The sequence below is a fragment of the Leptospira montravelensis genome (assembly GCF_004770045.1).
GTDB classification, from domain to species: domain Bacteria; phylum Spirochaetota; class Leptospiria; order Leptospirales; family Leptospiraceae; genus Leptospira_A; species Leptospira_A montravelensis.
This window is the reverse complement of record NZ_RQFO01000004.1, coordinates 263,042-287,119: the sequence shown is the minus strand read 5'-3', so window position 1 is coordinate 287,119 and position 24,078 is coordinate 263,042. Positions and strand designations below refer to the sequence as shown.

The window sequence follows — 24,078 nt, the reverse complement described above, 5'->3', positions numbered from 1 at the left end:
AAAAATAAAGGCAGTAGAGTCTAAATTTGGGAAAAGGAATTTTGCTTCATTTACAGAAAACTGCCCGATTTCCAAGCTGGAACTTGTATGAAAGAATATGACATCATTGTCATTGGTGCGGGTGCAGGCACGAAACTTGTGACCCCGCCTTCCAAAATCGGTAAACGTGTGGCTGTTTTCGAAAAAGAAACTCCCGGAGGGACTTGCCTCAATCGGGGTTGTATCCCATCCAAAATGGTCATTTATCCTTCCGAACTCATTCGTATGTCAGAGGAGACGGAAAAGTATCCTGTTCTTTTTAAAGAAAAACCAGTGGCTGATGTAGCAGAAATTTTCAAACGAGTAAACGCGACGGTAAAATTAGATTCCGATTCCATTCCGCTTGCTTACGAAAAAAATCTGAATATAGATTATTACCCCAAACAAGTTCGATTTATAGACAAACGCATTCTTTCTGATGGAGAAGAAACATACACCGCCAAACATATATTTATTGTGACAGGAACAAGACCCAATATCCCAGAAATTCCTGGACTAAAGGAAACTCCCTATTGGACTTCCAGGGAGGCTTTGTCTCCAAACAAATTTCCAAAATCACTGATCATCATTGGAGCTGGATTTATCTCTTTGGAACTAGGTGCCGCCTACAAAGCTTATGGATGTGATGTGACAGGACTTACGCGAACAGATGTTCTGCGAACTGCCGATGGGGAGATCAAAAAAGAATTAAACCAATATTTGCCTTTCCCTATTGAATCACATTACCAAATTGAAAAAGTAGATTTCCAAGATGGTCTTTTTACGGTAACAGGAAAAACAGCCGAAGGCAAATCTACCAGTCATTCAGCGGAAAGGCTTCTTGTCGCCACAGGAATTCGGCCAAATACCGATGACTTAGGTTTAGAACATACAAAAATCCAAACAAACGTGAGTGGGTATATCCAAGTCAATGACCACTTAGAAACCACGGAACCCGGAATCTATGCGTTTGGTGATGTGATCGGTCGTTTTTTCTTCAGACATAGTGCTAACTTCGAGGGCGAATACCTTTTTGATCATTTGTATGGAACAAAAGCGAATCTTCCCATCAAATACCCACCGATGCCAGAAGCAGTGTTCACACATCCGCAAATTGCAAGCGTAGGTTATACGGAAGAAGAACTCATCCAAAAACAAATTCCTTATTACAAAGGATTAAATCCATACGCTTCTAGTGCAACCGGAATGGCAAGAATGTCCAATTCTGGATTTGTGAAAGTTCTTGTTTCCAAAGAAACAGAACAAGTGCTTGGTGCTCATATCATTGGAGAGGAAGCTTCCAATCTCATCCACCAAATCCTACTCGGAATGTATTTAAATGCAAAACTAGATGATTATTTGGGAATGATCTACATCCATCCTGCTATTTCCGAAATTACTAGAAATGCATTTAGGAAAGTAAAAGAAGAAAAACTAAAAGGTGCTAAATGAAAAAGTTTTTATTCAATCGTTATGACAAAGAAACCCTAAAAAAGCGGGTAGAAATGGACACTAGGGAACGCCGGGTCATTTCGTTTTACAGATATGTAAAACTAGAAGATCCACTTTTGTTTCGGGACAAACTTTACGATGCCTTCGAAGATTTGGGTATCCTTGGAAGAATTTATTTAGCAAAAGAAGGGATCAACGCACAATTTTCTATTCCCACGGAAAACTATGAATTACTTCGAACTGCTGTGGATTCTATTCCTGAACTGAAACAAATTTATTTTAATGATGCAGTCGAAGATAAAAAAGAAAGTTTCATCAAACTCGCGATTAAGGTCCGCAAAAAAATCGTAGCAGATGGTTTGGATGATTCCAAATTTGATCCCTCTGATGTGGGGACTCACCTAACACCACTCGAGTTTCATGAAGCCTTAGCAGAACCAGGGGTTATCGTTGTAGACCTTCGTAATAATTATGAATCCGAAGTGGGACATTTTGAAAATGCCATTTTGCCGGATGTGGGAACCTTTAGAGAAGAACTACCACTTGTGGAAGATATTTTAAAGGATAACAAAGATAAAAAAATTCTTCTCTACTGTACGGGAGGAATTCGCTGCGAAAAAGCGAGTGCCTATTTAAAGTATAAGGGATTTTCTAAAGTGCACCAGTTGCGGGGTGGAATCATCAACTATGCAAAGGCAGTACAAGATGCTGGTATTCCCTCCAAATTCAAAGGTAAAAATTTTGTGTTTGATGACAGGCTAGGAGAACGTGTGACTGATGATGTGCTAACCGTTTGTTATGTTTGTGGAAAACCCAGTGACCGACATACCAACTGCGCGAATCTCGGTTGTCATGTCCTACTTGTGCAATGTGAAGAATGTGCAAATCAACTTTTAGGATGTTGTTCGGATGAATGTAAAAATATCGTCTTACTTCCCGAAGAAACACAAAAAAACCTAAGAAAAGAAAATATCAAAAACAAAAAGTATCCAACACACCACCTAACAAGAAAACTAGTAGGAAAATAAATGCAAAAATATGCCATCGAATTAGAAGGATTAGAAAAAACATACGGGAGTGGAGTGAAGGCCCTTCGCTCGATCAATCTCAAAGTTGAATCAGGCGATTTTTTTGCCTTACTTGGACCAAACGGTGCAGGAAAATCCACTACCATTGGAATTTTAAGTTCTCTGATAGGTAAAACAGGTGGGAAAGTCAAAATCTTCGGAACTGATATCGACACAAATCCTGACCTTGCCAAAACCTATCTAGGAATTGTTCCCCAAGAGTTTAATTTTGGAATTTTTGAAGCCGTTGAACAAATCCTAATCAACCAAGCTGGATTTTATGGAATCCCATACAAGGAAGCTAAGGGAAAAGTTGAATACTATTTAGAAAAATTGTCTCTCATCGACAAACGAAAGTCAGCTGCCGGCCAACTGAGTGGAGGAATGAAACGTAGACTTATGATTGCGAGAGCTCTTGTACATGATCCTAAACTTCTGATCTTGGATGAACCAACAGCGGGTGTGGATATCGAAATTCGCCGCTCTATGTGGGAATTTTTAAAAGAACTCAACCAAGCAGGTAAAACCATCATTCTTACCACACATTACCTAGAAGAAGCAGAATCTCTTTGTAAGAACATTGCCATCATAGATAAAGGAGAGATTGTAGAAAATACTTCGATGAAAAAGCTCCTACAGAGACTGGACAAAGAAACGTTAATCATTGATTTAAAAAAATCGGTAAAATCAAAACCTATGTCCAAAAAGTTCACTTGGGAATGGTTAGATGACCATAGTTTAGAAGTACAATTAGATAAAAACGATTCTGTTAACCAATTGTTTACGGAACTTACGAAACTTAAATTGGACGTATTAAGTCTTAGAAACAAATCAAATCGACTAGAAGAACTTTTTTTGTCTCTTACAGGAAAAAACTAATTATGTGGAAACAAAATTTTACAGCTTTACAAACAATCATTAGACGAGAGTGGATCAGAATCATTCGCATTTGGGTTCAAACACTCATTCCTCCTGTGATTACTATGGCCTTGTATTTTTTAATTTTTGGTGAACTTGTTGGTCGCCAAATCGGAAAAATTGGAGAATTTAGTTATATAGAGTTCATTGTGCCGGGTCTCATTATGATGAGTGTCATCACCAATTCCTATAACAATGTAGTTTCGTCCTTTTTCTCTAGTAAGTTTCAAAAGAATATTGAGGAACTACTTGTTTCCCCTACTTCTCCCTATACCATTGTGATCGGTTATACTTTTGGTGGAGTTGTTCGTGGAATCTTTGTGGGAATTCTAGTCACGTTTACTTCCTTATTTTTTACTAATTTAAGGTTCCATAATCCATTTGTGATTCTCTTTACAGTTTTAATGACCTCTATTTTGTTTTCCCTCGGAGGATTTTTTAATGCTCTGTTTGCAAAAAAATTTGATGATGTGACCATCATCCCTACATTTATTTTAACTCCACTTACATATCTTGGTGGAGTTTTCTATTCAGTAAAAAATCTCCCAGGTTTTTGGCAAACCGTCTCCTATTGTAATCCCATCCTTTATATGGTGAACTTATTCCGGTATGGATTTATCGGTGTTACCGATGTGAACCTGTATTTTTCCTTTGGGTTTATCATTTTACTTTCCGCCCTTCTTTTTTATATAAATGTGAGGTTAATGAAAATTGGTTATGGAATCAGAAATTAAAGAATCTAGACTCAGTAGGATGGAAAAGGTATTGAAGGAAAAATTTTCGCCAAAGGAAATAAAATTAACCGATGTATCTCTAGAACATGCAGGGCATCCCGGAATGACAAAAGATTCGAAAGAAACTCATTTCCGATTGCAGATGGTTTCCTCTGTTTTTTTGGGAAAGTCGACTGTGGAAAACCACCGATTGGTCTACGCGGAACTTGGTGCAGAATTTAAAAAAGGCCTTCATGCTTTAGAAATGGATCTTTCTTCCCCTTAGAGGTGTCTAAATATTATGACTAAACCTGTTCTTGTAAGTTTCAAACTTTGTCCTTATGTGCAACGTTCGGTAATCAATCTTTTGGAAAAAAAAGTAGATTACGATATCAAATACATTGACCTCGCAAATAAACCCGATTGGTTTTTAAAAATTTCTCCTTTTGGAAAAGTTCCCGTCTTACAAGTAGGAGACGATGTTATCTTCGAATCTGCGGTCATCAATGAATATTTAGATGAAGTTTATCCGCCGGCACTACACCCAAAAGATCCCATACAAAAAGCAAAACATAGATCCTGGACTGAATTTGCAAGTGCACTCCTTGTTGACCAGTACGTATGGACGATGACAAAAGAAAAATCGGACTCTGATAAAAAAAGAGAAGAACTTCTTTCAAAATTTCAAACGTTAGAAGCAGGTTTACCTTCGCCGACTGGAAATACTCTTTTCTTTTCTGGATCGCAAATGCATTTAGTGGACACAGCGTTTGCCCCATTTTTTATGCGGTTACAATTTTTGGCAGACCACAAACCAGAACTAAATTTGCTAAAAGGATTTCCAAAAATCCAGAAATGGAGTGAAACTTTACTTTCCCTGCCTTCGGTAAAGAATTCTGTTTTACCGGAAGTGCCGAAAGAATATCTTGAATTTATCAAAGCCCACCATTCCTGGTTGGGAGGAACACTATAGGATGACAATCCCTGAAATCCAAAAGAAAATTGAAGATGGCCTTCCGGGCTGCAAAGTGGAAATTTTAGATCCTTACCGGGACGGAGTTCATATCAAAGCTGTCGTAACCTTTACGGGTTTCGCAGGTAAGGGTCTACTGGAACAACACCGTATGGTCTATGCCACTTTAAAAGATGAATTAAAAGAAGAAATCCATGCATTAGCATTGGAAACTAGGAGCGAATAATCATGGAACAAGAGTTAAAGGATAAAATTGAATCCTTAATTAAATCAGAAAACGTGTTTCTGTTTATGAAAGGAACACCGGAAATGCCTCAATGCGGGTTTTCAGCTGGAGTTGTAACAACTCTCAAACAACTGGGAATTCCTTTTGGTTCGTTTAATGTTCTTTCTGATATGAAAATCAGAGAAGGAATTAAAGAATATACCAACTGGCCAACCATTCCACAACTTTATATCAAAGGGGAATTTGTAGGTGGTCATGATATCGCAGTCCAAATGGCACAGTCAGGCGAACTTCTTAAAAAAGTAGGTTAACCTATGATCCGTCTCTACCAATATGATACCTGTCCCTACTGCCAAAGGGTGATACGAACCGTTGAATCTCTAGGTTTGGTTTTGGGAAAAGATATTGAATTTGTAGAGGCGTCCTATGGAACCCCCGGCCGAGCCGAAGTTGTTCGGTTAGGTGGAGTTTCCCAGGTGCCCTTTCTCATAGACGGTGATGTTCAAATGTACGAATCTGCAGACATCATTGCCTTTTTAAGATCCAAATATTCTTAATTTACTTTTTCCAATTTCCGATCTCAAAAATCTTTAAATTTTCAGAAGACTGTTGTAAAATCTCTGAACGTTTATTTTCAAGCGACATTCCCTCATAAATACTTTAAATATTTTTTACAGAAGACAAATCTTAGATTTTCATTTAAATCCTAGTAAATCCAGTATTTTATCCCCAACAAACCTTGGTTTGCCGCTATATGGAAATTCATGGATATATAGAACCGGATTAAAATTAATTTCTAAAACACCATAGGTTTTAGGATTTGGTTTCAATGCAATTTCAGAAGAAATGATATCGATCCCACAAATGACCGCACCGGCTGCTTTCGCAGAAGAAACTGCAATGGATTTAAAATCTGGATGCACCATATCTGTCACATCCAGAGAATCCCCTCCAGTCGAAATGTTTGAATTTTTTCTAAGGAAAATTTGTTTTCCTAATTCAGAGATTGAATCAAAATTTAAACCTTGGTCCTTTAAAATCTGTAATTCCACCTCTGTCATCTGAATTTTTTCTAATGCAGTTTTATGTCCCTCACCACGTCTTGGGTCTTCATTCTTTTTTTGGATCAGATCACGAACCGAACTTTTCCCATCACCCACTACGTTTGCAGGAACCCTGTTGCATACTGCAACAACTTCATCACCTAAAACTAAAAATCGATATTCAGGACCTTCAATAAACTCTTCAATGATGATAGAATTGGATAATGAAAACGCAACCTTTAGAAATGATTCATACTTTTCTAAACTATCACCGGGTTCTGAAATTCCAATACCAAGTCCAAAATTTGTGGTAACAGGTTTGATCACTTTCTTTTTATCCAAAAAGAAGGTATAATCTTTTATTGCATCATCGAATGAAGAATAGTTCCTACCAACGGGAACACGAATTCCGTTGTCATTTAACACTAATTTGGAGGCAATTTTGTTCTCCATCACAAGATAGGTGATCAAACTATCAAGTCTCGTTTTACTTGCTTCCTTAACAAATTCAGAGTGGTTCCCTTGAATAAGCCGCAAAAAATTTTCCTTACGGTCCACTATTTCTATTTTGATCCCACGTGCGAGTGCATCACGAATAATGATTTGGGTTGAAATTTCTAAATCCTCAAAGCCGGATGGTAAAGGTTTTGTTTCCGTCACTTCAAACTCCACTACATAGTTTTAAAGGTTTAATCTGAATGGGCTTTTGATTTTTCTTTAAATGACTGCCTTCTAATGTTTCAATTTTCTGTTGCTCATAAATTGACTGGATACTGAGGTCTTCGTAATATTTGATTTTGTTTGGAGAAAGTGGATAACTTAACAGTTCTTCTTTATGAGATTTTGCTAAAGTGAGTCCAAACTCACGAAAACTAGATTTATGGATTTCTAAATCTAACTCGGACATTCCTGAACCCAATTGGCTAGGATCGATCCACTTTTCCCATTGTGCTTCCCAAGCTTTACTAAAAGGGCCACTCGCATCATTTTCATCTAATAGGTCAGCGATAGGTTGGATTTCAACAAAGAGTTGGTAAACAAGTTCACGTAAAGGCACCTCTTCGCCAAAAAACTTAATTTTGGTTTCCTCTTTCCTACCAAACCAAGTAGTTAATTCCTGATTTTTCCGCCAATCTGCCATTTCCAACAAATCGGCTTTAGGTGATTCATTTAACATACAATATAACAAAACCATATGTAAAAAATAGAGACGGTTTTCTTCTACTCCAATAGCAGAAAATGGATCTAAATCCAAAAGCCTAATTTCTAAATATTCGACCCCTCTTTCCATAAGAGCATCCACAACTCTTTCCTCACCTTTAGGAACTTGTTTAGGGCGAACTAATGAATAATATTCATTTTCTAATTGCAAAATATGATCATTCAATTGGTTTGTAGGTTTGCCATTAAACTGTTTATAAGCAGAATATGACTTCGAAACCACATGACACATATTTTTTGCGTATTCTTCCAATGAATTTACAGAAATCGGATATTTACCTTGAACTTTACTCGTATAACCAATGCTAGACAACCGAAGTGTCGTTGCATAGGGAGCTTTCAGCGTTTTAGAGTCAGTTTTACGAATTAACTTGTTTTCATCGGTAAAGGTAATGTCTGTTAAACTTGAGGATCCAAATAAATATAAAAGTGCTGGGGATATGCGATAGAAATTTCGAATGGTATCAAAATATATTTGAGATTTTGTTTCACGAGTAAGTGGTTTCTTAAATCTTTTTTCTGAAACAACAGATAACATACAAGTATCAAATGAGATGTTGTAGTGTACTCCCGAAATGGTTTGCATCTTTTTTCCGTAACGATGTCCAAGTCCATTTCGATATATTATTTTTTTCCTTCCTTCTGTTGAAGTTCCGTAATTTCCCACTTCAATTTTATTTTCAGCGGGTAAAACCGGCGGCATACTAAAAGGCCAAAGGTATTCCGATCCTAAATTGCGTGCAGTAAAAGCATGTAACTCCGTAAGTTCATTTAAAGCATCTGGTATGGATTTATGGATATTAGTTGCATATTCAATTTGTGCTTCTGCAAAATCTGTTTTGATGAGTGGATGAGTAAGACTCGAACCCAAAGCTTTTGGATGAGGAGTGTTAGATAAAATTGATCTACCATCAACTCTCACACTTTCTCTCTCTAATCCATGTTTGGCGCTAAGTAAACAAGACCGATACTCTTCTGACAATAAACTACGTGTGGAATTTTTTTTTGTTGATGTTAGTAACTTACGTTTCATGTTTTAGAATGGTTTAAAAACCTAAAGGGACTCCTTCCCCTTTGGGATCCGACACCCCAATTAAGAGGTCTCCTTCCCTTGTTACGGCAAATACTTTAGCACGATGCCTAATATATTGGACTTGATAAAAGGGTAAATCCGACTGGGGATACGTAGGTTTTATTTCAGGATCCAAAAAAAGACGATCAGGGCTAAATTGATGGTGGATTCTTGGGTAGGAGACACTCTCATAAAGATCGTGTTTTTTAATTAGATAGCGATACAAAGTGTTAAAAATCGAAGTTGGGATTTGGGAACCTCCCGGGGCACCAATCACCATTTTAGTTTTGCCCGAGCCATCAATTAGGATCGTTGGACACATACTCGAAAGTGGAGTTTTACCAGGTTCAATGGCATTGGCTTTGGATCCAACAAGGCCATAAAGGTTCGGGACACCGGGAGCGACCGCAAAATCATCCATTGTATTATTAAGAACAAGACCTGTTTCTGGTACCATTTGACCGGCACCAAAAATCCCGTTCACGGACTGAGTTGTGGAAACTGCATTTCCGTCTTTATCTAAAATTGAAATATGAGTCGTATTATATGACTCTGGTTTCTTTCCTTCTTCTTGAACGGCTGGCCAACTTCCTGACACCACTTTCTTTTCTATCTCATTCGTTTCTTCTTTAGAATAACCTTGCGACAAAAGTTTAGGAACAGGGACATTCGTATAAACAGGATCTCCTCCAAGTTCTGCTCGGTCCCTGTAGGCAACTCGCATAGCTTCCGTAATACGAATCATTTCACCAACATCACCTTTGGGAAAGGTATTCCTTTTTTGCATCTCTGAATACAAATTCATCATGGTAACAAGATGAACCCCAGAACTAGGAGGAGGCATTGTCAAAATCGTATGTCCCCAAACGGAACTCATGAGAGGTTCACTTACCTTAACTTGGTAATTTTTAAAATCCTCTGTACTGATAAAATTTTCATAAGCAGTATAATACTCGGATATCTTTTGTATAGTTTCCCCTTCCAGAAATTCAAGTTTATCGTTTTGAATAATTCTATCTAATGTTTTTGAAAGGTCTTCCTGGATGAGAAGTTCACCCTCCCTGATGGGGCGGTTGTCAATCCCAAATACTTTTTGCATGGTTTGATTCATAGAGGGCCAAGTTTTGGTTACGGCCCCAGCCAAATCTCCATAAACAGAAAAACCAGATTTCGCATAACGAAGCGCTGGTGCAATGACTACACTGAGTGGTAACTTTCCATGTTGTTTTTGGATTTGTAAGATCCCCTGAACATTACCAGGAACTGCGGCACTATATGCTCCTTTTAAAGTTTTTCCTGGAATGACGGTTCCATCTTCGTTTAAGAAAAAAGAAGCAGTTCCTTTTTTGGGGGAACGTTCTCGAAAGTCATAGGCCCATTTACCTTTGGATGGCAAATAAACGATTGCAAATCCTCCACCCAAAAGGCCTGTTGAATGGGGCCGAAGGACAGAGATGGCAAAACTAGAGGCAGTAAAAACATCGACTACATTACCACCCTGTTTCCAAACTTCCATACCCGCTTGTGAAGCCAAGGGATGGTCAGAAGAAATGATGATTTCTTTTCCTGAAAATTCATATCTATCACGTTTTTCAGAAGCACCTTCAATTTGAGGAACTGTAACACTGGATTCTAATTTTTCTGTGTAGGAACCTTTGAGGAAGGGAATCGATTCACAGCCGTTAAATAAAAATAAAATTACCAACCAATAACTTGGTCGTAATAGGAAACTCAATCGAAAATCCCCATTTGCATTTTGGCTTCTTCGCTAGCCATCATACGTGGATCCCATTTGGGATTCCAAACTACGTTAACAACCACTTCGCTAATCCCATCCACCCGAAGACTGTGGTTTTCAATGTCTTGTTTCATTTGAGGGCCAGCCGGGCAAGCAAGGGATGTATAAGTCATTGTGATATCAGCTTTTTCTCCTTCAACTTTGATATCATAAATCAATCCAAGCTCAATGAGAGAAATACCGATTTCTGGATCTTCTACCATACGAACACTGTGGTATACTTCCCATTCTTTTTCTGTTTCAGGATCACGAATCATTTCTTTTCCTCATTCAATTTTACTAAAGTTTGCCAGGGCAAAAGCCCACAACGATATCGACCAGGATGAGAACGTAAGGTTCTAAAAAAGGATACCTCTTCAAAATCTTGAAACAAGCTAGAATCCTCTCCATCCAAAAATTTTTTCCTTTCTGTTAGGTAAGACTGGATCTGGTTTCTCTGAAAATGATTTTGATTTCTAAAAAGAAAACCAGCTGCCGCAGAACAAATAGAACAAGACTCACCGCCTAAACCCAAAATTTCGATCGTATTATTTTCGGAAAGGCAATAGTAGATTATGATTTCATCACCGCAAAGGGGATTTAATCCCTTCACCATCTGATGTTCGGAAGTAGGTTTTTCCCAAACCGCTAAGGACTTCCAACGGAGGTAGTCTGAAAAACTACTTTCTTGCGACACGACCAAATATTGATTTCACCTTGTCAATTGCATGAACTAACGCATCAATATCTTCCTTAGTGTTATAAAGATAAAAAGAGGCACGACATGTTCCAGGAATAGATAACTGTTTCATTAAAGGTTGGCAACAGTGGTGACCTACTCGTATAGCCACGCCTTCTTCATCTAATATTGATCCTACATCGTGGGGATGGATTCCGTCCATTGTGAAAGAAACAACTCCGCCTCGTTTGTCCAAATCTTCGGTTCCATAAATATGAAGACCTCCAATTCGATTAAGTTGGTCCAAAGCATATTCAGTTAACATCCGTTCATGTTCTTTGATATTCTTCATTCCCACTTTTTGTAAGTAATCCAGCGCATGGCTAAATCCAATCACACCAGCAATGTTGGGAGTTCCGGCTTCGAGTTTTGCAGGAAGTGCGGCATAGGTAGAACTTTCTAACTCCACTGACTCAATCATATCACCGCCCCCTAACCAAGGAGGCATAGCTTCTAAAATTTCTTCTTTACCAAAAAGTACACCAACTCCTGTAGGCCCGAGCATCTTATGACCTGAAAATGCATAAAAGTCAACATCCATATCCACTAAATGAATAGGCATATGACAAGCAGCCTGTGCTCCATCTACCAAAATTTTTGCACCCACCTGGCGCACCCTTTCAATAATCGCAGTTAGATCATGAACAGTTCCTGTAACATTAGACATTTGACTAATGGCCACAAGTTTTGTACGTTTAGTAATGATTTGGTTTAAGTTGGACAGGTCGTAGGTAGTGTCTTCGTGAATGGGAATAAATTTCAAAAAGGCTTTTTTTTCTAAAGCTAACATCTGCCAAGGTACTAAATTGGAATGATGTTCCTGAACGGATAAAACAATCTCATCCCCTTCAGAAATATTGGTTCTACCCCAGGCCTGTGCTACTAAATTAATAGCATCGGTTGTACCCCGAGTGAAAATAATAGCCTTGGCACATTGAGCTTGGAAAAAATGAGAGGTTTTAATTCTAGTGCGTTCAAAAAGTTCCGTTGCATGTTGAGAGAGGTAGTACACTCCTCTATGAATATTGGCATTATCGTTAGCATAATACTCGTTCGTTGCATCAATTACCGATTTTGGCTTTTGAGAGGAAGCACCATTATCTAAATAAACTAAAGGTTTCCCATTTGGCAAAATACGAGACAAAATAGGAAAATCTTTTCTGATTTGGTAAGGATCTAAACTCATACAGCCTCCAAATCCACTTCCAAATCTTCCCCCACAACACGCACAGGGAAAATTACCAATGGTTCTGTTGCTGGAAGTGCCAAAACTTTTCCTGTACGAACATCAAACTTTGCAAAATGTCTTGGGCAAGTGATGATACAACCTTCCAATTTTCCACAGGAAATTTCTTCCCCATCATGTGTACAAGAATCTTCGAAAGCAAAATATTCGCCGTCAACTTTTGTCACTACCACGTTAAAATGACGGGTTTTGACAACAGCCATCTTACCTTCACCAACTTCCGAAATAGAGATTAACTTTTTAAAGGCCATTATTTTCCTCCCACTAGAATCTCTTTGATCCTCGTTTCCAAAGCTAATTTCACATCTTCAGAAAATCCTATGGAATGGATTGTTTCACCATAAAATGCAGTCACAAGTAATGCCTTTGAGTCTTCTGGTGTTAAACCCCGAGACAAAAGGTAAAAGTATTGTTCTTCATCAATATCACCCACAGTCGCACCGTGAGTGCAAGATACATCTTCAGCTAAAACTTCTAATTTCGGATTGGCCTCGGCCCTTGCTTTTTTATTTAAAGAAAGATTAAAAGATTCTTGGTGAGCAGTCACCTTCTTTAAGTTTGGTGGAATGATTAAATTTCCTGTAAAAATATGATGTGACTTATCGGTAACTATGGCTTTATAACTGATTTTACTTGTGGTATGGTCTGCATGGTGAAACATTTCCATATCCAAATCTTTTAAATTTCTTCCTCCAAGGGCAGAAACACCGTCTACCGTTACTTCAGCGCCTTTCCCAAGTAAATGTGCATCCAAAAATAATTTTGAACGAAAACCACCGATAGGATAATAATGGTATTTGATATTTGAATCAGAATGGGTTAAAAGACAAACATTGCGGAAACGATATAAATCCATATCACTTGTTTCCCTATCTAAAATTTCTAAATAGGAAGAATCTTCTGCGATAAAAAAATCTAAAGAGGAAGACATGTGAAGGTTTTCCGAAGTATGAAAATTTTGCAGTTGGATTTCTGTTTTATTTGTTTTGCCTTTTTGAAGATAAAAAATTCTTACAGAATGTCTAGGTTCATCACCTTCTTCCTCAAATGAAAAAATAGATTCACCTTCATCCAAAAGAATAATCTCATAATAAGGAGCTGTCACCAAACTAAGGTAGGCAAAATAATTTTTTGGAGTATATTTTAGAAGCGCAGAAAGGATAGAATCAATGGTTTTTTCCGGTAAGGAATATTCTTCGTATTCCTTCTCAGAACCGCTTGTAGCAATATTTTCAGAATCAAATTGCAGTTCTTTCCAATCCACAGAAGCAATCGGAAACTTTCGCCAAGACTCATCCGATTCTTTAGGAATCTCTAATTGGTTCCAAATATCTAAAAGAGAATTTTTGAAATCTGTATGTTTATCTTTTGTAAGGACCAATCGGTTTTTTGTGAGTGAGGAATTCATTTTACCCCTTCTCTCTCCAAAATCCAATCGTAACCAACTTCTTCTAATTTTAAGGAAAGATCTTTTCCACCTGTTTCCAAAATTCTTCCGTCAGCAAACACGTGTACAAAATCAGGAACAATATAGTTTAACATCCTTTGGTAGTGTGTAATGAGGAGAATAGAACGTTCTCCATTTTTATTGGCGTTAATTCCTTCCGAAACAATTCGAAGTGCATCGATATCCAGTCCAGAATCCGTTTCGTCTAAAATCGATAAAACTGGTTTTAACAAACTCATCTGTAAAATTTCGGCACGTTTTTTTTCACCGCCAGAAAATCCATCGTTCACATAACGGCCGATAAATGACTGAGGAACTTCTAATAAATCCATTGATTGTTTTAATTCCTGTTTGAATTCTTTCACAGGAACTTCTTTTCCACGGTGAGCTTTGAGAATGGATTTTAAAAAATTTCCAATGGTTACCCCAGGTAAGGCTGTCGGATATTGAAAAGATAAAAAAAGTCCAAGTCTTGCTCTTTCATCGGTTGTTTTATTTAAGATGGACTCTCCCTTAAAGAGAATGTCCCCTGATGTGACTGTATACTTGGGATGACCGAGAATGACATTGGAAAGAGTACTTTTCCCTGACCCATTGGGTCCCATAATGGCATGAACCTCACCGGGTCCGATCGTGAGATTTACCCCTCGGAGGATCGTTTTGTCCCCTACATTGGCATGTAGAGATTTAATTTCGAGAATAGCGGACAAGGTGGTATCCTGTTTTGTATATATTTAGAATGATTCTATATTTTAGACGAATCCCTTCTACCAGGAAAAAGCACCACTCAAAAAAAACAAGATTCTATTCCGACCAACCTACCTGAGCAATCAGGATCTTACCATTCATCAGCGAAAAAGTAAAAATCACATATTGGTTTTGGTTCGAGATGTCATAGAGTGGATAAGTGACACCCCATTTTTTGCGGAATCGTTCTGACTCTTCCTTATGTTTTAAAAAATATGGTTTCCAGGCGTAATTGTTTCCAATTTGTCGGGACCTTTCAAGGTACCCCCCATTCATTCGATCCAAATCGTAAGTGGGAGTAATTTGGTATCCTTCTGCGTCACAAACAAAGACTTTTAAGATTTCTCTAGGTAAGGAACTAAGAATCTGGCCAAACCGGTAGGAAAACTCGTCTTCCTTCGTGTCAGATAGTTCGTAAAATAAGTCTTGGAGTTGGTCAATGATCTTCTGCTCTCTAAGGCCCTTTTCGCGGAGTTCCTTGGAACGAACGCTAGAAAAGTTTTCCAAAACCGTTTTCATTTTATCAGAGAAAGTATTCCGATTGAGAAAATGCGGATTGGGGGTCGAAAAATAAAACCCTTGCAAAAGATTGGCTCCCATCGAAAGGGCAAGGTTTACCTCTTCTTCTGTCTCTATCCCTTCAAAAAGAAGTTGGCTTCCGAGTTTTTGAGACATTTCTGAAATCGCACCGAGGACTTGTTTGAAAGAATTTTTATTCAAACTTTCTCTCATAATGCGGATGTCGACTTTCATAATGTCTGGGTGTAAGTATCCAATTCTTTCCAAATTAGAAAATCCAGTTCCCAGATCATCGATAGCTATTTTTAATCCATAGTCCCGAAAGATTTGAACAATTTGAATGAGTCGGTCAATCGAGCCATCAAATTCATCTTCAGTGATTTCGATCACCACTTGGTTACGATCAATTCCGTATTTTTCGATGAGTTGGATGATATGGAAATTTTCTGCAAATAAGTCTGTATGATGCACACGAGAAAGAAAGTTCGGCATCATATTAAAAAAGAGTTTGGTGCGAAGATTACTTTCTTTTAAAGTCTGAACTGCCTTTTCCCTAAGGATCCTGTCAATGTTATAGACGGGAACCGGATCCTGATCCCGGTTATGAAAGAGTCCTCCCAAAGAATGGTAAGTGTTTTCCTCAGGATTAAACTGTCGACCGAGCACTTCATAGGCTGAAATTGATCGATTGATGGCATTGACAATGGGTTGGAAATGTGGGACAAAATATGTCTCGTTCCAAAACTGGTTTCCTTCCGTTGATTCCGTTGTGAACATGGTTCCCTTTCGTCCAAACTAGAACTATGTTCGAAACTGACAAGTCAAAATCCACAAATTTAAGACAACTTCAAGGAAAAATGACTCATTTTTGACCCAAATGTGGCAATTTGACCTATATGGAATACCCATCAGGGATGGCAGTATGTCTAGGTACTACGATAATTCCCTCGCGAATGCGAATGTATTCGTCCTCATATTCCTGAAGATTTTGTTCGTTTAACAGACGCACGTTGGCGCCGATGGCGCAGTCTTTATCGACAATTGTCCGTCGAATTTCGCAGTTAGGTCCTATTCCAATCGGGATCTTTCCAGACTTCCTATCAAAGTATCCGTAGTGGTCCAGACCCATAATGATGGAGTCATAAATCTTTGTTCCGGATGCGATGAGTTGGCGCACACCGATGATGGACCTATGTACTTCACACTGGTTTAAAATGGTTCCTTCTGAAATAAGTGCCTGGTTTACCACTGCCTGGTTGATTTTGGAAGGTGGAAGTGCTCTTGCCCTAGTATAAATCGGTGTTTTTTCCAGATATAAATTAAATTTGGGGATATGATCCGTTAACATCAAATTGGCTTCGTAGAATGCCTTGATCGTTCCAATATCTTCCCAATAACCGTCGTAAGTGTAGGCTTTTACCTTTCTTTCTTTTATGGCTTTCGGTAAAATTTCTTTTCCGAAGTCAGCCATATTGCGATCTTCCAATACTTCAATGAGAGTAGATGTATTAAAAATATAAATTCCCATATTTGCCAGGAAATTACCATTTTTTGTACGACAGGATTCGACTTGACTTACCTCTTGCGGTTTTTCAATGAATTCCTGGATAAATCCACCCACTCCTGATTTAACAATTCCCAATCCATAAATTTGGTCTTCGGGAATGGCATTGGTGGCCACAGATATTTCTGTTTCAGGATCCATCAAATGGCTCTGCATAAAATCAGAAAGATCCATATTATAAAGTTGGTCACCAGAAAGGATTAAAACATACTTTGGTTTTTGTTCTCTGATGTAAGGAAGAACTTTCCTTACGGCATCGGCTGTACCTTCAAACCAATTGGCACTAGAAACGGTTTGTTCAGCAGCTATGATCTCCACAAAACTTTTTTGGTGGATATTGTTAGTCGCATAAGTTCGGTTAATATGACGGTTTAGAGAATAGGAATTAAATTGTGTGAGGATAAAAATCTTTTCGAAACCACTGTTTAGGGAATTGGAAATAGGAATATCAATAAGCCTGTATTTTCCGCCAAAACTAACAGCAGGTTTGGATCTTTTTTCTGTTAAAGGTAATAAACGAGTTCCCTTCCCCCCACCTAAGATGATGGTCAAAACTTCATCCTTTTTTAGAATGAAATCCACACAATCAATAGAGTCTTCTTGAAATCGCATACCTTCCCTTGTAATCCAATTGGACGAAAAAGCAAGAAAAGGTTAAAAAGATTATTATTTTTTTAAGAGAGCTTCGAGAATCTGTTTTCCGTCCATCTTCCCAGTATAAGGATTCACAGCCCTCTCAGGATGAGGCATCATACCTAGAACATTTCCAGACTCATTACAAATCCCAGCAATGTCATGTAAGGATCCGTTAGGGTTTTCTTTATAACGAAAGACAACTTGTCCATTTTTTTCTAATCGTTCTAATGTATCAGAATCTGCAAAGTAAGCCCCTTCTCCATGTGCAATGGGAATGGAAAGGGTTCCTTTCATTTCTTTGCCGATACTGTTTTCGGAAACAGGAACAAGATCCACATCCTTACAAATGTATTTTAATGTTCTGTTATGTAATAAAGCCCCAGGAAGGAGTCCCGATTCGGTGAGGATTTGGAATCCATTACACACACCCAAAACTTTTCCCCCTTTCTTTGCGTAGGAAACTACTGAATCCATAGCATTGGAAAATTTAGCCATAGCACCGCAGCGTAAATAGTCCCCAAAAGAAAAACCACCGGGTAAGACAACAAGTTCTGGTGTATCCGAAAAGGACTCCTTGTACCAAGTGTATTCTACTTTGGCACCAAACTCAGATTCTAAAACCGATCCTACATCCTTATCACAATTAGAACCAGGAAAGGTAACCACCCGAACCTTCATATTTTCTCCACAACCAACCGGTAGGTTTCGATCACCTGGTTCACAAGGACAGATTCACAAATTTCTTTTGCCAAAGCCTCTGCTTCCAATTGGGATTTGCCATCGATTTTCATTTCGATGTATTTTCCGACCCTTAGATCAGCGACAGAATTTTTCCCTTGGTCATGAAGGGTGCGGAGAACCGTTTGGCCTTGTGGGTCAAGAACGGATTCTTTGAGAGTAACATTTATTTTTGCGACAAACATAACGTGATTTTATCTTCCAATTCCAAGTATTTTTTACGTAGTTCTAGGATCAAGGATTCGGGCAAAGCGGGAGCGGGAGGATTTTTGTCCCAATCGGTCGATTCTAACCAATTCCTTAAAATTTGTTTATCAAAACTAGCGGGAGTTTTGCCCAGTGCGTAAGTAGAAGCATCCCAATACCGCGAGGAATCGGGGGTTAAGATTTCATCGATGAGGATTGGTTTTCCATCCACGAGTCCGAATTCAAATTTAGTATCACAAAGTAGGATTCCTTGTTTGGCCATTAAACTATGGGCTGTGTTGTAGAGAAATAGCGAGATCTCTCTTAGTTGCGAAAAGAGTTCTTTACCCACTTCTCCTTCCATCACGGATTCACTCACGTTTTCATCATGACCCGAATCATTTTTCCTGGCTGGCGTAAAAATCGGAGTTTCAAATCGGAAAGATTCTTCTATACCCTTGGGATAAGGGACATGGGCTATGGTTCCTTCTGTTTTATATTCCTTCCAAGCAGATCCTGTTAAATATCCACGCACCACACATTCGAAATCGATTCGTTTTGCTTTTTTTACAAGTACAGATCTTCCCTTTAATAATTCTTCGTTTTGAAACGGAGGAGGAAATTTTGATACATCGTCAGTGATTAAATGGTTTGGGATTGTCGGAAACTGACGAAACCAAGCCGTGGAAATTCGAGTTAGAATCTTACCTTTGTCAAGAACTGGTTCTTCAAAAACTACATCAAATGCTGAAATACGATCGGTTGCTACAAGAAGAAGTGAATCTCCTAAATCGTAAACATCTCTAACTTTACCCTTATAACTGGGAGTTGGAATCATAATTGTATACACACCATAGCCATATCATCATTCGGAGTGGAAGAACCACAAAAATCTAAAATTTTGTTTTGGACAGATTGTAGAATATCTTTTCCTGATTTGACAGATTCATGAAAGATATCTTTCATACCTTCCTCTGTGATGTATTCGGAATTTGGGTTCATTGCTTCGCTCGCTCCATCCGTATACATAAAAAACATTGATCCTGTTTTTAACTGAACCGTTTGTACTTCGTCAGTTGCTGCAAAATTGATTCCCATAATCATGGGACTCATCCCTTTTAAAAATTTGGTTTCGCCATCCATATAAACAATGGGAGCGGGATGTCCCCCATTAATATAAGAAAGTTTTAAGTCTTGGTCAAGGATCGCATAACAAAAAGTGATCGCATAATCTTCAGGAAGGACTAACTCCATATTTTTTCGTAAGTGCGCCACTCTTTCCCGTAAGTCCATTGTGGAAACTAAGTTAAACAATTGCATTTTGAACATGGCGCCAATAAGGGCTGCACTTGGCCCATGTCCCGAACAATCGGCGATCACAATATGAAGTTTTTTTTCTTCGATCCAAGAATCGACAAAGTCACCACCAATTTGTAAATAAGGGTGAAATAGAGTTTGGGCTTTTATTCCGTTCCAAATAAAACTTTTTTCTGGAATCAATTGGTCTTGGACACGTCTTGCGGTTTGGAGTTCTTTTTCGTATTTACTTTTTTGTCTGTACAACTCATCCTGTAAGTCTTTCAGACGTATTACAGAATGGATTTTTGCAACAAGTTCTCTTTTGTTAAAAGGTTTGTTTATAAAGTCGTCTCCACCATTCTTCATAGCTTCTTGAAAACCCACTTCTCTTTCGATAGAAGTGATAAAAAGAATAGGCAGGAGTTTGAACTGGTCCATCGCTCTAAGTTCCCGACAAAAAGAAAATCCATCTTGCACAGGCATATTCACATCTAAAAGAAGTGTATCGATAGCAGTATTTAACAAAACCAATCGTGCTTCTTCTGCGGAGAAAGCTGTATAGGTTTTAAAACCCTCTTGTTGCAAAAGGTATTTCAAAAGTTCCACATTTTCTGGAACATCATCCACAATTAGGATTTTATGTATAGATTCCTCATTTGCCATGTTTTAATCTAATTCCGCTTTCAGTTTGGATCTGATATCTTGGATTTTTTCTGTACGATTGGAAACAAGAAAAAGAATTAGAAATAGAAAATGGAAGGCAAGGACTCCAAGCCACATACTCTGTTTCATATCAGAGTCCATTCCTCCTTTTCCTAAAACACTACTAGGATGGTTTCCTGGATTTTCAATCCAACGGATGGCACCCCAAGTGAGGATGGCACTCACTGCGCAAAGCACAGACAAGTAAGCGGATAGAATTGCTTTTTTTGCCTTAGAAGAAACCAAATATCGAAAGATAAAATAACTTACCAAGGAAATACAAAGTATAAAAAAGGACTGTAACCTAGCATCCGTTTTATCCCAAGGAACTCCCCAGGCACTATAGGCCCAAATGGGACCAGAAAACAGAACTCCCACGGCAAACAGAAAGGAAAGTTGGTTGGCAGTAAAGGCAAACCTGTCCCAAAGTAAATTTCTAGTAAAAAGAAAAATTAATGAAAAAATAAAGGAAAGAATCGGTCCATATAACGCCACCCAGGCGACAGGAACATGTAGATAAAAAATCCTGTGACTTAGGCCCTGTTCCAAAATGACGTTTGGATACACAAGCGATGTAATGATAGCAATGACAAGCGACGTACAAACGACGAGATAAAAACCAATGTCGAAAACAGGGTGAAATATCCGAATCTTACGTTCCATTTTTTTCCAGATTTTCAGAGTGGGAAAGAAATTCTAGGAGAAAACAAGGTCCTAATGCTCATTCCTTAGAATCTCAATCATCACCGAACCAAGTGTAGCGTAAAATAACATAAAAAACAATAGTAAACCTACAGATGGTAGGTAAAACCCAGGTTCCTGCCAATACCTGTGTTCTGCTTCTAAGCCGAAAAGAAACAAAGGAATGGAAAATGGGAGTTGCAACAAAGGAATGATGATTTCTTTCAACCGACTTTCAAAGGCGATGAGCCCGAGTGATACTCCGAGAAAAACCAAAGAGCCACTTCCCAAATTTGCAAAAAGCCATTCTCCCCAATATCGCTCCAAACTCATATTTTGAAAGAAAACGGAAAGAACAAGTACAAGTGCCCCATTAACTAAAATTGTACAAAACCAAATGGCAAAAGATTTTGCCAAATACAGAGATATGGGACTAACAAAAGAAAGACTCGCTTCCCAACCCATTGATTCTCTTTCTTCCCATAAACTTTGGCTTACGATGACAAAGTTAAGAATAAAAATGATTGCCCATTTGATTCCACGTATACTTCGTGCAGACAAGATCTCATTTACCTCAATCGAAGTATAAAAAATAAATACGACAGAGACACTTAAAGTAAAAAGAGAGACAACACCACCAAGCGAACGACCAATCAGATAAAATTCTTTTTTAAGTAAGGTGAGTAACATACACACCTCCCTTTTCAATTTTAATTTGGGTATTACATTGTAATTCTTTAGGGATCGAGTGAAGTACAATTAAAATGAGTTTTGTTTTAGATTCTTCATTTAAAATCTCACTTAGAACTTTTGAGGCATCTGCATCTAAGCCCGTATAAGGTTCATCAAATAATATAATTTCAGCAGAAGAAAGTATGGCTCTTAATATTGCAACTTTTTGTTTCATCCCTCTTGAAAAGGTATGAATAGGATCCCAAATTCGTTTCTGTAAACGAAAGAGTTCCAAAAGTTTGTTTCGTTTTTGGATGTTAGGATAAATTCCATCTAACTTAGAAAAATACTCCAAATTTTCTTCTAAACTGAGAGAGGAATAAAATCCTAACTCATGACCGAGGTATGTAATTTTCTTTTTTCCTTGGTTCCAATGCCAAAGATCAGAAGTAAGCGAGTTGTGGTAAATTTCTTTTAAAAGCGTAGATTTCCCGGCACCATTCTCACCTAGCACAGCCACAAGACCTGTCTCAAAAAAAGAAAGATTAATCTCTTTCAGTAAGACTTTTTCGCCGACAGTAATAGTAAGCGCTTTTGTTTCCAAAAGGGTTTGGTTCATTCTACACCATGTTCTTCCGTAGCTTTACTCTCGCACTTCTGTTTTTTTTTCCTACTCTGAATTGGGGGCAAAAACTGATTGGAAACAAGGAATATCCAGAAATCCTTTGGGGCAAAGATCAGGAATTTGATACCTCCGATTTTCCCAATGGATCTTTTATTTACCATAAGGACGACTTTATCCTCGCACGTGGGAAACTTTTTCAAGGGGAACCACCGAAATCCAACGGAAGTTTTACTTACGGTCAAGAAACCATCACCAATTCGGGAAAATGGAATAACGATACGATTGAACTTATACTCTCAGGAAAACCAAACAAGCGAACCGAAGTCATCAAACGTTTGGAAGCTGGGATTCGGTTTGATCCTCAATTTTTTCCCTTCCGATACAATTTAGGACGTTTGTATTCATTGGAGATGAATTACGAAAAAGCTCTAGTGGAATTTGAATATGCGAAAGCAGAAATGCCAGAATACTTCAAAACCTATCTTCACATTGCCATTCTTTCTGAAATCACACGCCAAGTCTATTATGCCATTATGAATTATAAACTGGCAGTCGAAAAAAATCCCTATGATACAGAAGCTTTAATTCGTTTGGCAGACCATTATTTGGCTACGGGTTTAAAAAACAGAGCCCTTCTTTATTTAAACAAAGCACTGAAAATTGAAGAGGAAAGTCCGAATGTGAAATTGGGATTTGCAAGACTTGAAATGGAAAAAGGAAACTTTCATATCGCTTACAAAATTTTTAATCGCACCACTCTCACAACTGCGGAAGGAAAACCCAAACCTTATGATAAAAAATTCCATTATTATTTTGCTGAAACAGCTTCCAAAGTCACTGACTATGAAACTGCAGAAGAGCAATATACAAAGATGCTTAGTTTTACCAATGATCCATTTTTTGCCACGGTTTCATCTAAGGTAATCGCAAGAAGGCGTGATATTGCGAAAAAATTTGCAGAAGCCAAACGAACTCAATTGGATGATTCAGAAGAAGAAACAGCTCCTCCAAACGAATGATCTCTTGCTTCCTTTAATGTTTTTAATAACTCTGATTTTGGATTAGAAAGTATTTCTTTCGGTTTACCAAATTCCACAATCTCTCCCCCATCTAACACAAATATTTGATCACACATATATGATAAAAAACCTAAATCATGGGAAACAATAAACATTCCCAGTTTTTCTGTTTGGTTGATTTGTTTGAGTTCTTCTGCAATTTTTTTTTGTACAAGAACATCAAGGGCTGTGACTGGTTCATCCAAAAGCAAATATTCAGGTTCCGAGAGCAATGCTCGCAAGATTGCAAAACGTTGCAGCTGGCCACCACTTAACTCTTGTTTAGTTTTATTCAAAAGATCCTTTTCTAATTCAAAGCGATCGCAAAAAGTAGCGATTCGATTCCGTTCGTTTCTTTTCGTTGTTTCCTTTAAAAAAAAATGATTTTTGATTCTGATCGGTTCAAGAAGGAGCTCTCCCATTGTCCCCAAATGGGAAAAACTACCGAATGGATCCTGGAAAACCGGTTGGAGTTTGGGATGTTTTCGATTCGGTAAAGTCGTATCTTTCCAAAGGAGCGATCCACTCCACAAATAACCATCTGCTGGATCCAAAAGTCCTAACGCTAATCGAAACAAGGTGGATTTTCCAGATCCAGATTTTCCAATGAGTCCAGTGATCTCATTGGTTTTTGCCACTAGGTTGATATTTTTTACGAGGGAACGTCCACCCACTGTTACCGAAATATTTTTAAGAGTAAACATCAGTTTCAGTCCATAAAATCATTGCGTTTCCCATT

At 38.2% G+C, this 24,078-nt stretch carries 29 protein-coding genes; 10 read left to right on the top strand and 19 right to left on the bottom strand.

Annotated features, from left to right (window positions below; all coding sequences use genetic code 11):
* The first annotated feature begins 87 nt into the window (after positions 1-87).
* From EHQ31_RS02270 to EHQ31_RS02230, 9 genes are read left to right on the top strand one after another with little or no spacing between them, the layout of a single operon-like run.
* The gene (locus EHQ31_RS02270) at positions 88-1,470 is read left to right on the top strand and encodes a dihydrolipoyl dehydrogenase (RefSeq protein WP_135569187.1); all 1,383 of its coding nucleotides are present in this window, start codon (positions 88-90) and stop codon (positions 1,468-1,470) included.
* The gene (gene trhO / locus EHQ31_RS02265; RefSeq protein WP_135569185.1) at positions 1,467-2,498 is read left to right on the top strand and encodes an oxygen-dependent tRNA uridine(34) hydroxylase TrhO; all 1,032 of its coding nucleotides are present in this window, start codon (positions 1,467-1,469) and stop codon (positions 2,496-2,498) included. The genes EHQ31_RS02270 and trhO overlap by 4 nt, the downstream gene beginning before the upstream one ends.
* Positions 2,499-3,416 (top strand): ABC transporter ATP-binding protein, encoded by a 918-nt coding sequence (locus tag EHQ31_RS02260; RefSeq protein ID WP_135569183.1) that lies wholly within the window; start codon positions 2,499-2,501, stop codon positions 3,414-3,416. It begins immediately after the preceding gene.
* Positions 3,417-3,418: 2 nt separating this feature from the next.
* A complete protein-coding gene (locus EHQ31_RS02255) occupies positions 3,419-4,189 on the top strand; it encodes an ABC transporter permease (protein ID WP_135569181.1) in 771 nt (256 codons plus the stop codon).
* The gene (locus tag EHQ31_RS02250; protein WP_135569180.1) at positions 4,173-4,454 is read left to right on the top strand and encodes a BolA family protein; all 282 of its coding nucleotides are present in this window, start codon (positions 4,173-4,175) and stop codon (positions 4,452-4,454) included. Before EHQ31_RS02255 ends, EHQ31_RS02250 begins: the two co-directional genes overlap by 17 nt.
* A 15-nt stretch (positions 4,455-4,469) precedes the next feature.
* Positions 4,470-5,141 (top strand): glutathione S-transferase family protein, encoded by a 672-nt coding sequence (locus tag EHQ31_RS02245; protein ID WP_135569178.1) that lies wholly within the window; start codon positions 4,470-4,472, stop codon positions 5,139-5,141.
* A 1-nt stretch (position 5,142) separates the two neighbouring features.
* Positions 5,143-5,367 carry a BolA/IbaG family iron-sulfur metabolism protein gene (locus EHQ31_RS02240; protein ID WP_135569176.1) on the top strand — a complete coding sequence of 75 codons (225 nt, stop codon included), beginning with the start codon at positions 5,143-5,145 and terminating at the stop codon, positions 5,365-5,367.
* A gap of 2 nt (positions 5,368-5,369) precedes the next feature.
* Entirely contained in the window at positions 5,370-5,678 is a 309-nt protein-coding gene (gene grxD, locus EHQ31_RS02235) for a Grx4 family monothiol glutaredoxin (RefSeq protein ID WP_135569175.1), read from the top strand.
* Positions 5,679-5,681: 3 nt separating this feature from the next.
* On the top strand, positions 5,682-5,924 hold the full coding sequence (locus EHQ31_RS02230; RefSeq protein ID WP_135569173.1) for a glutathione S-transferase N-terminal domain-containing protein: 243 nt from the start codon (positions 5,682-5,684) through the stop codon (positions 5,922-5,924).
* A 138-nt stretch (positions 5,925-6,062) separates the two neighbouring features.
* On the opposite strand, the gene gshAB is transcribed toward EHQ31_RS02230, so the two are convergent.
* The 18 genes from gshAB to EHQ31_RS02140 form a co-directional block, all read right to left on the bottom strand.
* Positions 6,063-7,070: a bifunctional glutamate--cysteine ligase GshA/glutathione synthetase GshB gene (gene gshAB / locus EHQ31_RS02225; RefSeq protein WP_135569172.1), complete on the bottom strand. Its 1,008-nt coding sequence runs from the start codon at positions 7,068-7,070 to the stop codon at positions 6,063-6,065.
* Between the two features lies 1 nt (position 7,071).
* Entirely contained in the window at positions 7,072-8,664 is a 1,593-nt protein-coding gene (gshA, locus tag EHQ31_RS02220) for a glutamate--cysteine ligase (protein ID WP_135569170.1), read from the bottom strand.
* 13 nt (positions 8,665-8,677) lie between these two features.
* On the bottom strand, positions 8,678-10,438 hold the full coding sequence (gene ggt, locus EHQ31_RS02215; RefSeq protein ID WP_135569168.1) for a gamma-glutamyltransferase: 1,761 nt from the start codon (positions 10,436-10,438) through the stop codon (positions 8,678-8,680).
* A complete protein-coding gene (locus tag EHQ31_RS02210) occupies positions 10,435-10,758 on the bottom strand; it encodes a metal-sulfur cluster assembly factor (protein WP_135569166.1) in 324 nt (107 codons plus the stop codon). The genes ggt and EHQ31_RS02210 overlap by 4 nt, the downstream gene beginning before the upstream one ends.
* Positions 10,755-11,177 (bottom strand): iron-sulfur cluster assembly scaffold protein, encoded by a 423-nt coding sequence (locus EHQ31_RS02205; protein ID WP_135569164.1) that lies wholly within the window; start codon positions 11,175-11,177, stop codon positions 10,755-10,757. The genes EHQ31_RS02210 and EHQ31_RS02205 overlap by 4 nt, the downstream gene beginning before the upstream one ends.
* Positions 11,161-12,405 carry a cysteine desulfurase gene (locus EHQ31_RS02200; protein ID WP_135569162.1) on the bottom strand — a complete coding sequence of 415 codons (1,245 nt, stop codon included), beginning with the start codon at positions 12,403-12,405 and terminating at the stop codon, positions 11,161-11,163. The genes EHQ31_RS02205 and EHQ31_RS02200 overlap by 17 nt, the downstream gene beginning before the upstream one ends.
* On the bottom strand, positions 12,402-12,716 hold the full coding sequence (locus tag EHQ31_RS02195) for a Rieske (2Fe-2S) protein (protein ID WP_135569161.1): 315 nt from the start codon (positions 12,714-12,716) through the stop codon (positions 12,402-12,404). The genes EHQ31_RS02200 and EHQ31_RS02195 overlap by 4 nt, the downstream gene beginning before the upstream one ends.
* Positions 12,716-13,873 carry a SufD family Fe-S cluster assembly protein gene (locus EHQ31_RS02190; protein ID WP_135569159.1) on the bottom strand — a complete coding sequence of 386 codons (1,158 nt, stop codon included), beginning with the start codon at positions 13,871-13,873 and terminating at the stop codon, positions 12,716-12,718. Before EHQ31_RS02190 ends, EHQ31_RS02195 begins: the two co-directional genes overlap by 1 nt.
* Entirely contained in the window at positions 13,870-14,622 is a 753-nt protein-coding gene (gene sufC, locus EHQ31_RS02185; protein WP_135569157.1) for a Fe-S cluster assembly ATPase SufC, read from the bottom strand. The genes EHQ31_RS02190 and sufC overlap by 4 nt, the downstream gene beginning before the upstream one ends.
* A gap of 94 nt (positions 14,623-14,716) precedes the next feature.
* Entirely contained in the window at positions 14,717-15,955 is a 1,239-nt protein-coding gene (locus EHQ31_RS02180) for an EAL domain-containing protein (RefSeq protein ID WP_135569155.1), read from the bottom strand.
* 115 nt (positions 15,956-16,070) lie between these two features.
* The gene (locus EHQ31_RS02175) at positions 16,071-17,354 is read right to left on the bottom strand and encodes a sugar phosphate nucleotidyltransferase (RefSeq protein WP_135569153.1); all 1,284 of its coding nucleotides are present in this window, start codon (positions 17,352-17,354) and stop codon (positions 16,071-16,073) included.
* A 54-nt stretch (positions 17,355-17,408) separates the two neighbouring features.
* Positions 17,409-18,056, bottom strand: coding sequence for a phosphoribosylformylglycinamidine synthase subunit PurQ (gene purQ / locus EHQ31_RS02170; RefSeq protein WP_135569151.1), 648 nt, complete (start codon positions 18,054-18,056; stop codon positions 17,409-17,411).
* Positions 18,053-18,301 (bottom strand): phosphoribosylformylglycinamidine synthase subunit PurS, encoded by a 249-nt coding sequence (purS, locus tag EHQ31_RS02165; RefSeq protein WP_135569149.1) that lies wholly within the window; start codon positions 18,299-18,301, stop codon positions 18,053-18,055. The genes purQ and purS overlap by 4 nt, the downstream gene beginning before the upstream one ends.
* Entirely contained in the window at positions 18,283-19,140 is an 858-nt protein-coding gene (locus EHQ31_RS02160) for a phosphoribosylaminoimidazolesuccinocarboxamide synthase (RefSeq protein WP_135569147.1), read from the bottom strand. The genes purS and EHQ31_RS02160 overlap by 19 nt, the downstream gene beginning before the upstream one ends.
* The gene (locus EHQ31_RS02155) at positions 19,137-20,264 is read right to left on the bottom strand and encodes a PP2C family protein-serine/threonine phosphatase (protein ID WP_135569145.1); all 1,128 of its coding nucleotides are present in this window, start codon (positions 20,262-20,264) and stop codon (positions 19,137-19,139) included. The genes EHQ31_RS02160 and EHQ31_RS02155 overlap by 4 nt, the downstream gene beginning before the upstream one ends.
* A gap of 3 nt (positions 20,265-20,267) precedes the next feature.
* Positions 20,268-20,966: a cytochrome c biogenesis protein CcsA gene (ccsA, locus tag EHQ31_RS02150; protein WP_135569143.1), complete on the bottom strand. Its 699-nt coding sequence runs from the start codon at positions 20,964-20,966 to the stop codon at positions 20,268-20,270.
* Between the two features lie 51 nt (positions 20,967-21,017).
* The gene (locus EHQ31_RS02145; protein WP_135569141.1) at positions 21,018-21,674 is read right to left on the bottom strand and encodes a heme exporter protein CcmB; all 657 of its coding nucleotides are present in this window, start codon (positions 21,672-21,674) and stop codon (positions 21,018-21,020) included.
* A complete protein-coding gene (locus tag EHQ31_RS02140; RefSeq protein WP_135569139.1) occupies positions 21,655-22,275 on the bottom strand; it encodes an ABC transporter ATP-binding protein in 621 nt (206 codons plus the stop codon). The genes EHQ31_RS02145 and EHQ31_RS02140 overlap by 20 nt, the downstream gene beginning before the upstream one ends.
* Positions 22,276-22,283: 8 nt before the next feature.
* Here EHQ31_RS02140 and EHQ31_RS02135 point away from each other — a divergent pair, with 8 nt between their 5' ends.
* A complete protein-coding gene (locus EHQ31_RS02135; protein WP_135569137.1) occupies positions 22,284-23,300 on the top strand; it encodes a tetratricopeptide repeat protein in 1,017 nt (338 codons plus the stop codon).
* Here the strand turns inward: EHQ31_RS02135 and EHQ31_RS02130 are convergent.
* Positions 23,255-24,043, bottom strand: coding sequence for an ABC transporter ATP-binding protein (locus EHQ31_RS02130; protein ID WP_135569135.1), 789 nt, complete (start codon positions 24,041-24,043; stop codon positions 23,255-23,257). The two genes, EHQ31_RS02135 and EHQ31_RS02130, sit on opposite strands and share 46 nt — an antisense overlap.
* Positions 24,044-24,078 lie beyond the last annotated feature (35 nt).

Bases quoted from the DNA above. Each gene is read 5' to 3' on its own strand.
- EHQ31_RS02270 (WP_135569187.1), top strand. From the start codon at position 88: ATGAAAGAATATGACATCATTGTCATTGGTGCGGGTGCAGGCACGAAA.
- trhO (WP_135569185.1), top strand. From the start codon at position 1,467: ATGAAAAAGTTTTTATTCAATCGTTATGACAAAGAAACCCTAAAAAAG.
- EHQ31_RS02260 (WP_135569183.1), top strand. From the start codon at position 2,499: ATGCAAAAATATGCCATCGAATTAGAAGGATTAGAAAAAACATACGGG.
- EHQ31_RS02255 (WP_135569181.1), top strand. From the start codon at position 3,419: ATGTGGAAACAAAATTTTACAGCTTTACAAACAATCATTAGACGAGAG.
- EHQ31_RS02250 (WP_135569180.1), top strand. From the start codon at position 4,173: ATGGAATCAGAAATTAAAGAATCTAGACTCAGTAGGATGGAAAAGGTA.
- EHQ31_RS02245 (WP_135569178.1), top strand. From the start codon at position 4,470: ATGACTAAACCTGTTCTTGTAAGTTTCAAACTTTGTCCTTATGTGCAA.
- EHQ31_RS02240 (WP_135569176.1), top strand. From the start codon at position 5,143: ATGACAATCCCTGAAATCCAAAAGAAAATTGAAGATGGCCTTCCGGGC.
- grxD (WP_135569175.1), top strand. From the start codon at position 5,370: ATGGAACAAGAGTTAAAGGATAAAATTGAATCCTTAATTAAATCAGAA.
- EHQ31_RS02230 (WP_135569173.1), top strand. From the start codon at position 5,682: ATGATCCGTCTCTACCAATATGATACCTGTCCCTACTGCCAAAGGGTG.
- gshA (WP_135569170.1), bottom strand. From the start codon at position 8,664: ATGAAACGTAAGTTACTAACATCAACAAAAAAAAATTCCACACGTAGT.
- EHQ31_RS02210 (WP_135569166.1), bottom strand. From the start codon at position 10,758: ATGATTCGTGATCCTGAAACAGAAAAAGAATGGGAAGTATACCACAGT.
- EHQ31_RS02200 (WP_135569162.1), bottom strand. From the start codon at position 12,405: ATGAGTTTAGATCCTTACCAAATCAGAAAAGATTTTCCTATTTTGTCT.
- EHQ31_RS02195 (WP_135569161.1), bottom strand. From the start codon at position 12,716: ATGGCCTTTAAAAAGTTAATCTCTATTTCGGAAGTTGGTGAAGGTAAG.
- EHQ31_RS02190 (WP_135569159.1), bottom strand. From the start codon at position 13,873: ATGAATTCCTCACTCACAAAAAACCGATTGGTCCTTACAAAAGATAAA.
- EHQ31_RS02180 (WP_135569155.1), bottom strand. From the start codon at position 15,955: ATGTTCACAACGGAATCAACGGAAGGAAACCAGTTTTGGAACGAGACA.
- EHQ31_RS02175 (WP_135569153.1), bottom strand. From the start codon at position 17,354: ATGCGATTTCAAGAAGACTCTATTGATTGTGTGGATTTCATTCTAAAA.
- purQ (WP_135569151.1), bottom strand. From the start codon at position 18,056: ATGAAGGTTCGGGTGGTTACCTTTCCTGGTTCTAATTGTGATAAGGAT.
- purS (WP_135569149.1), bottom strand. From the start codon at position 18,301: ATGTTTGTCGCAAAAATAAATGTTACTCTCAAAGAATCCGTTCTTGAC.
- EHQ31_RS02160 (WP_135569147.1), bottom strand. From the start codon at position 19,140: ATGATTCCAACTCCCAGTTATAAGGGTAAAGTTAGAGATGTTTACGAT.
- EHQ31_RS02155 (WP_135569145.1), bottom strand. From the start codon at position 20,264: ATGGCAAATGAGGAATCTATACATAAAATCCTAATTGTGGATGATGTT.
- ccsA (WP_135569143.1), bottom strand. From the start codon at position 20,966: ATGGAACGTAAGATTCGGATATTTCACCCTGTTTTCGACATTGGTTTT.
- EHQ31_RS02145 (WP_135569141.1), bottom strand. From the start codon at position 21,674: ATGTTACTCACCTTACTTAAAAAAGAATTTTATCTGATTGGTCGTTCG.
- EHQ31_RS02140 (WP_135569139.1), bottom strand. From the start codon at position 22,275: ATGAACCAAACCCTTTTGGAAACAAAAGCGCTTACTATTACTGTCGGC.
- EHQ31_RS02135 (WP_135569137.1), top strand. From the start codon at position 22,284: ATGTTCTTCCGTAGCTTTACTCTCGCACTTCTGTTTTTTTTTCCTACT.
- EHQ31_RS02130 (WP_135569135.1), bottom strand. From the start codon at position 24,043: ATGTTTACTCTTAAAAATATTTCGGTAACAGTGGGTGGACGTTCCCTC.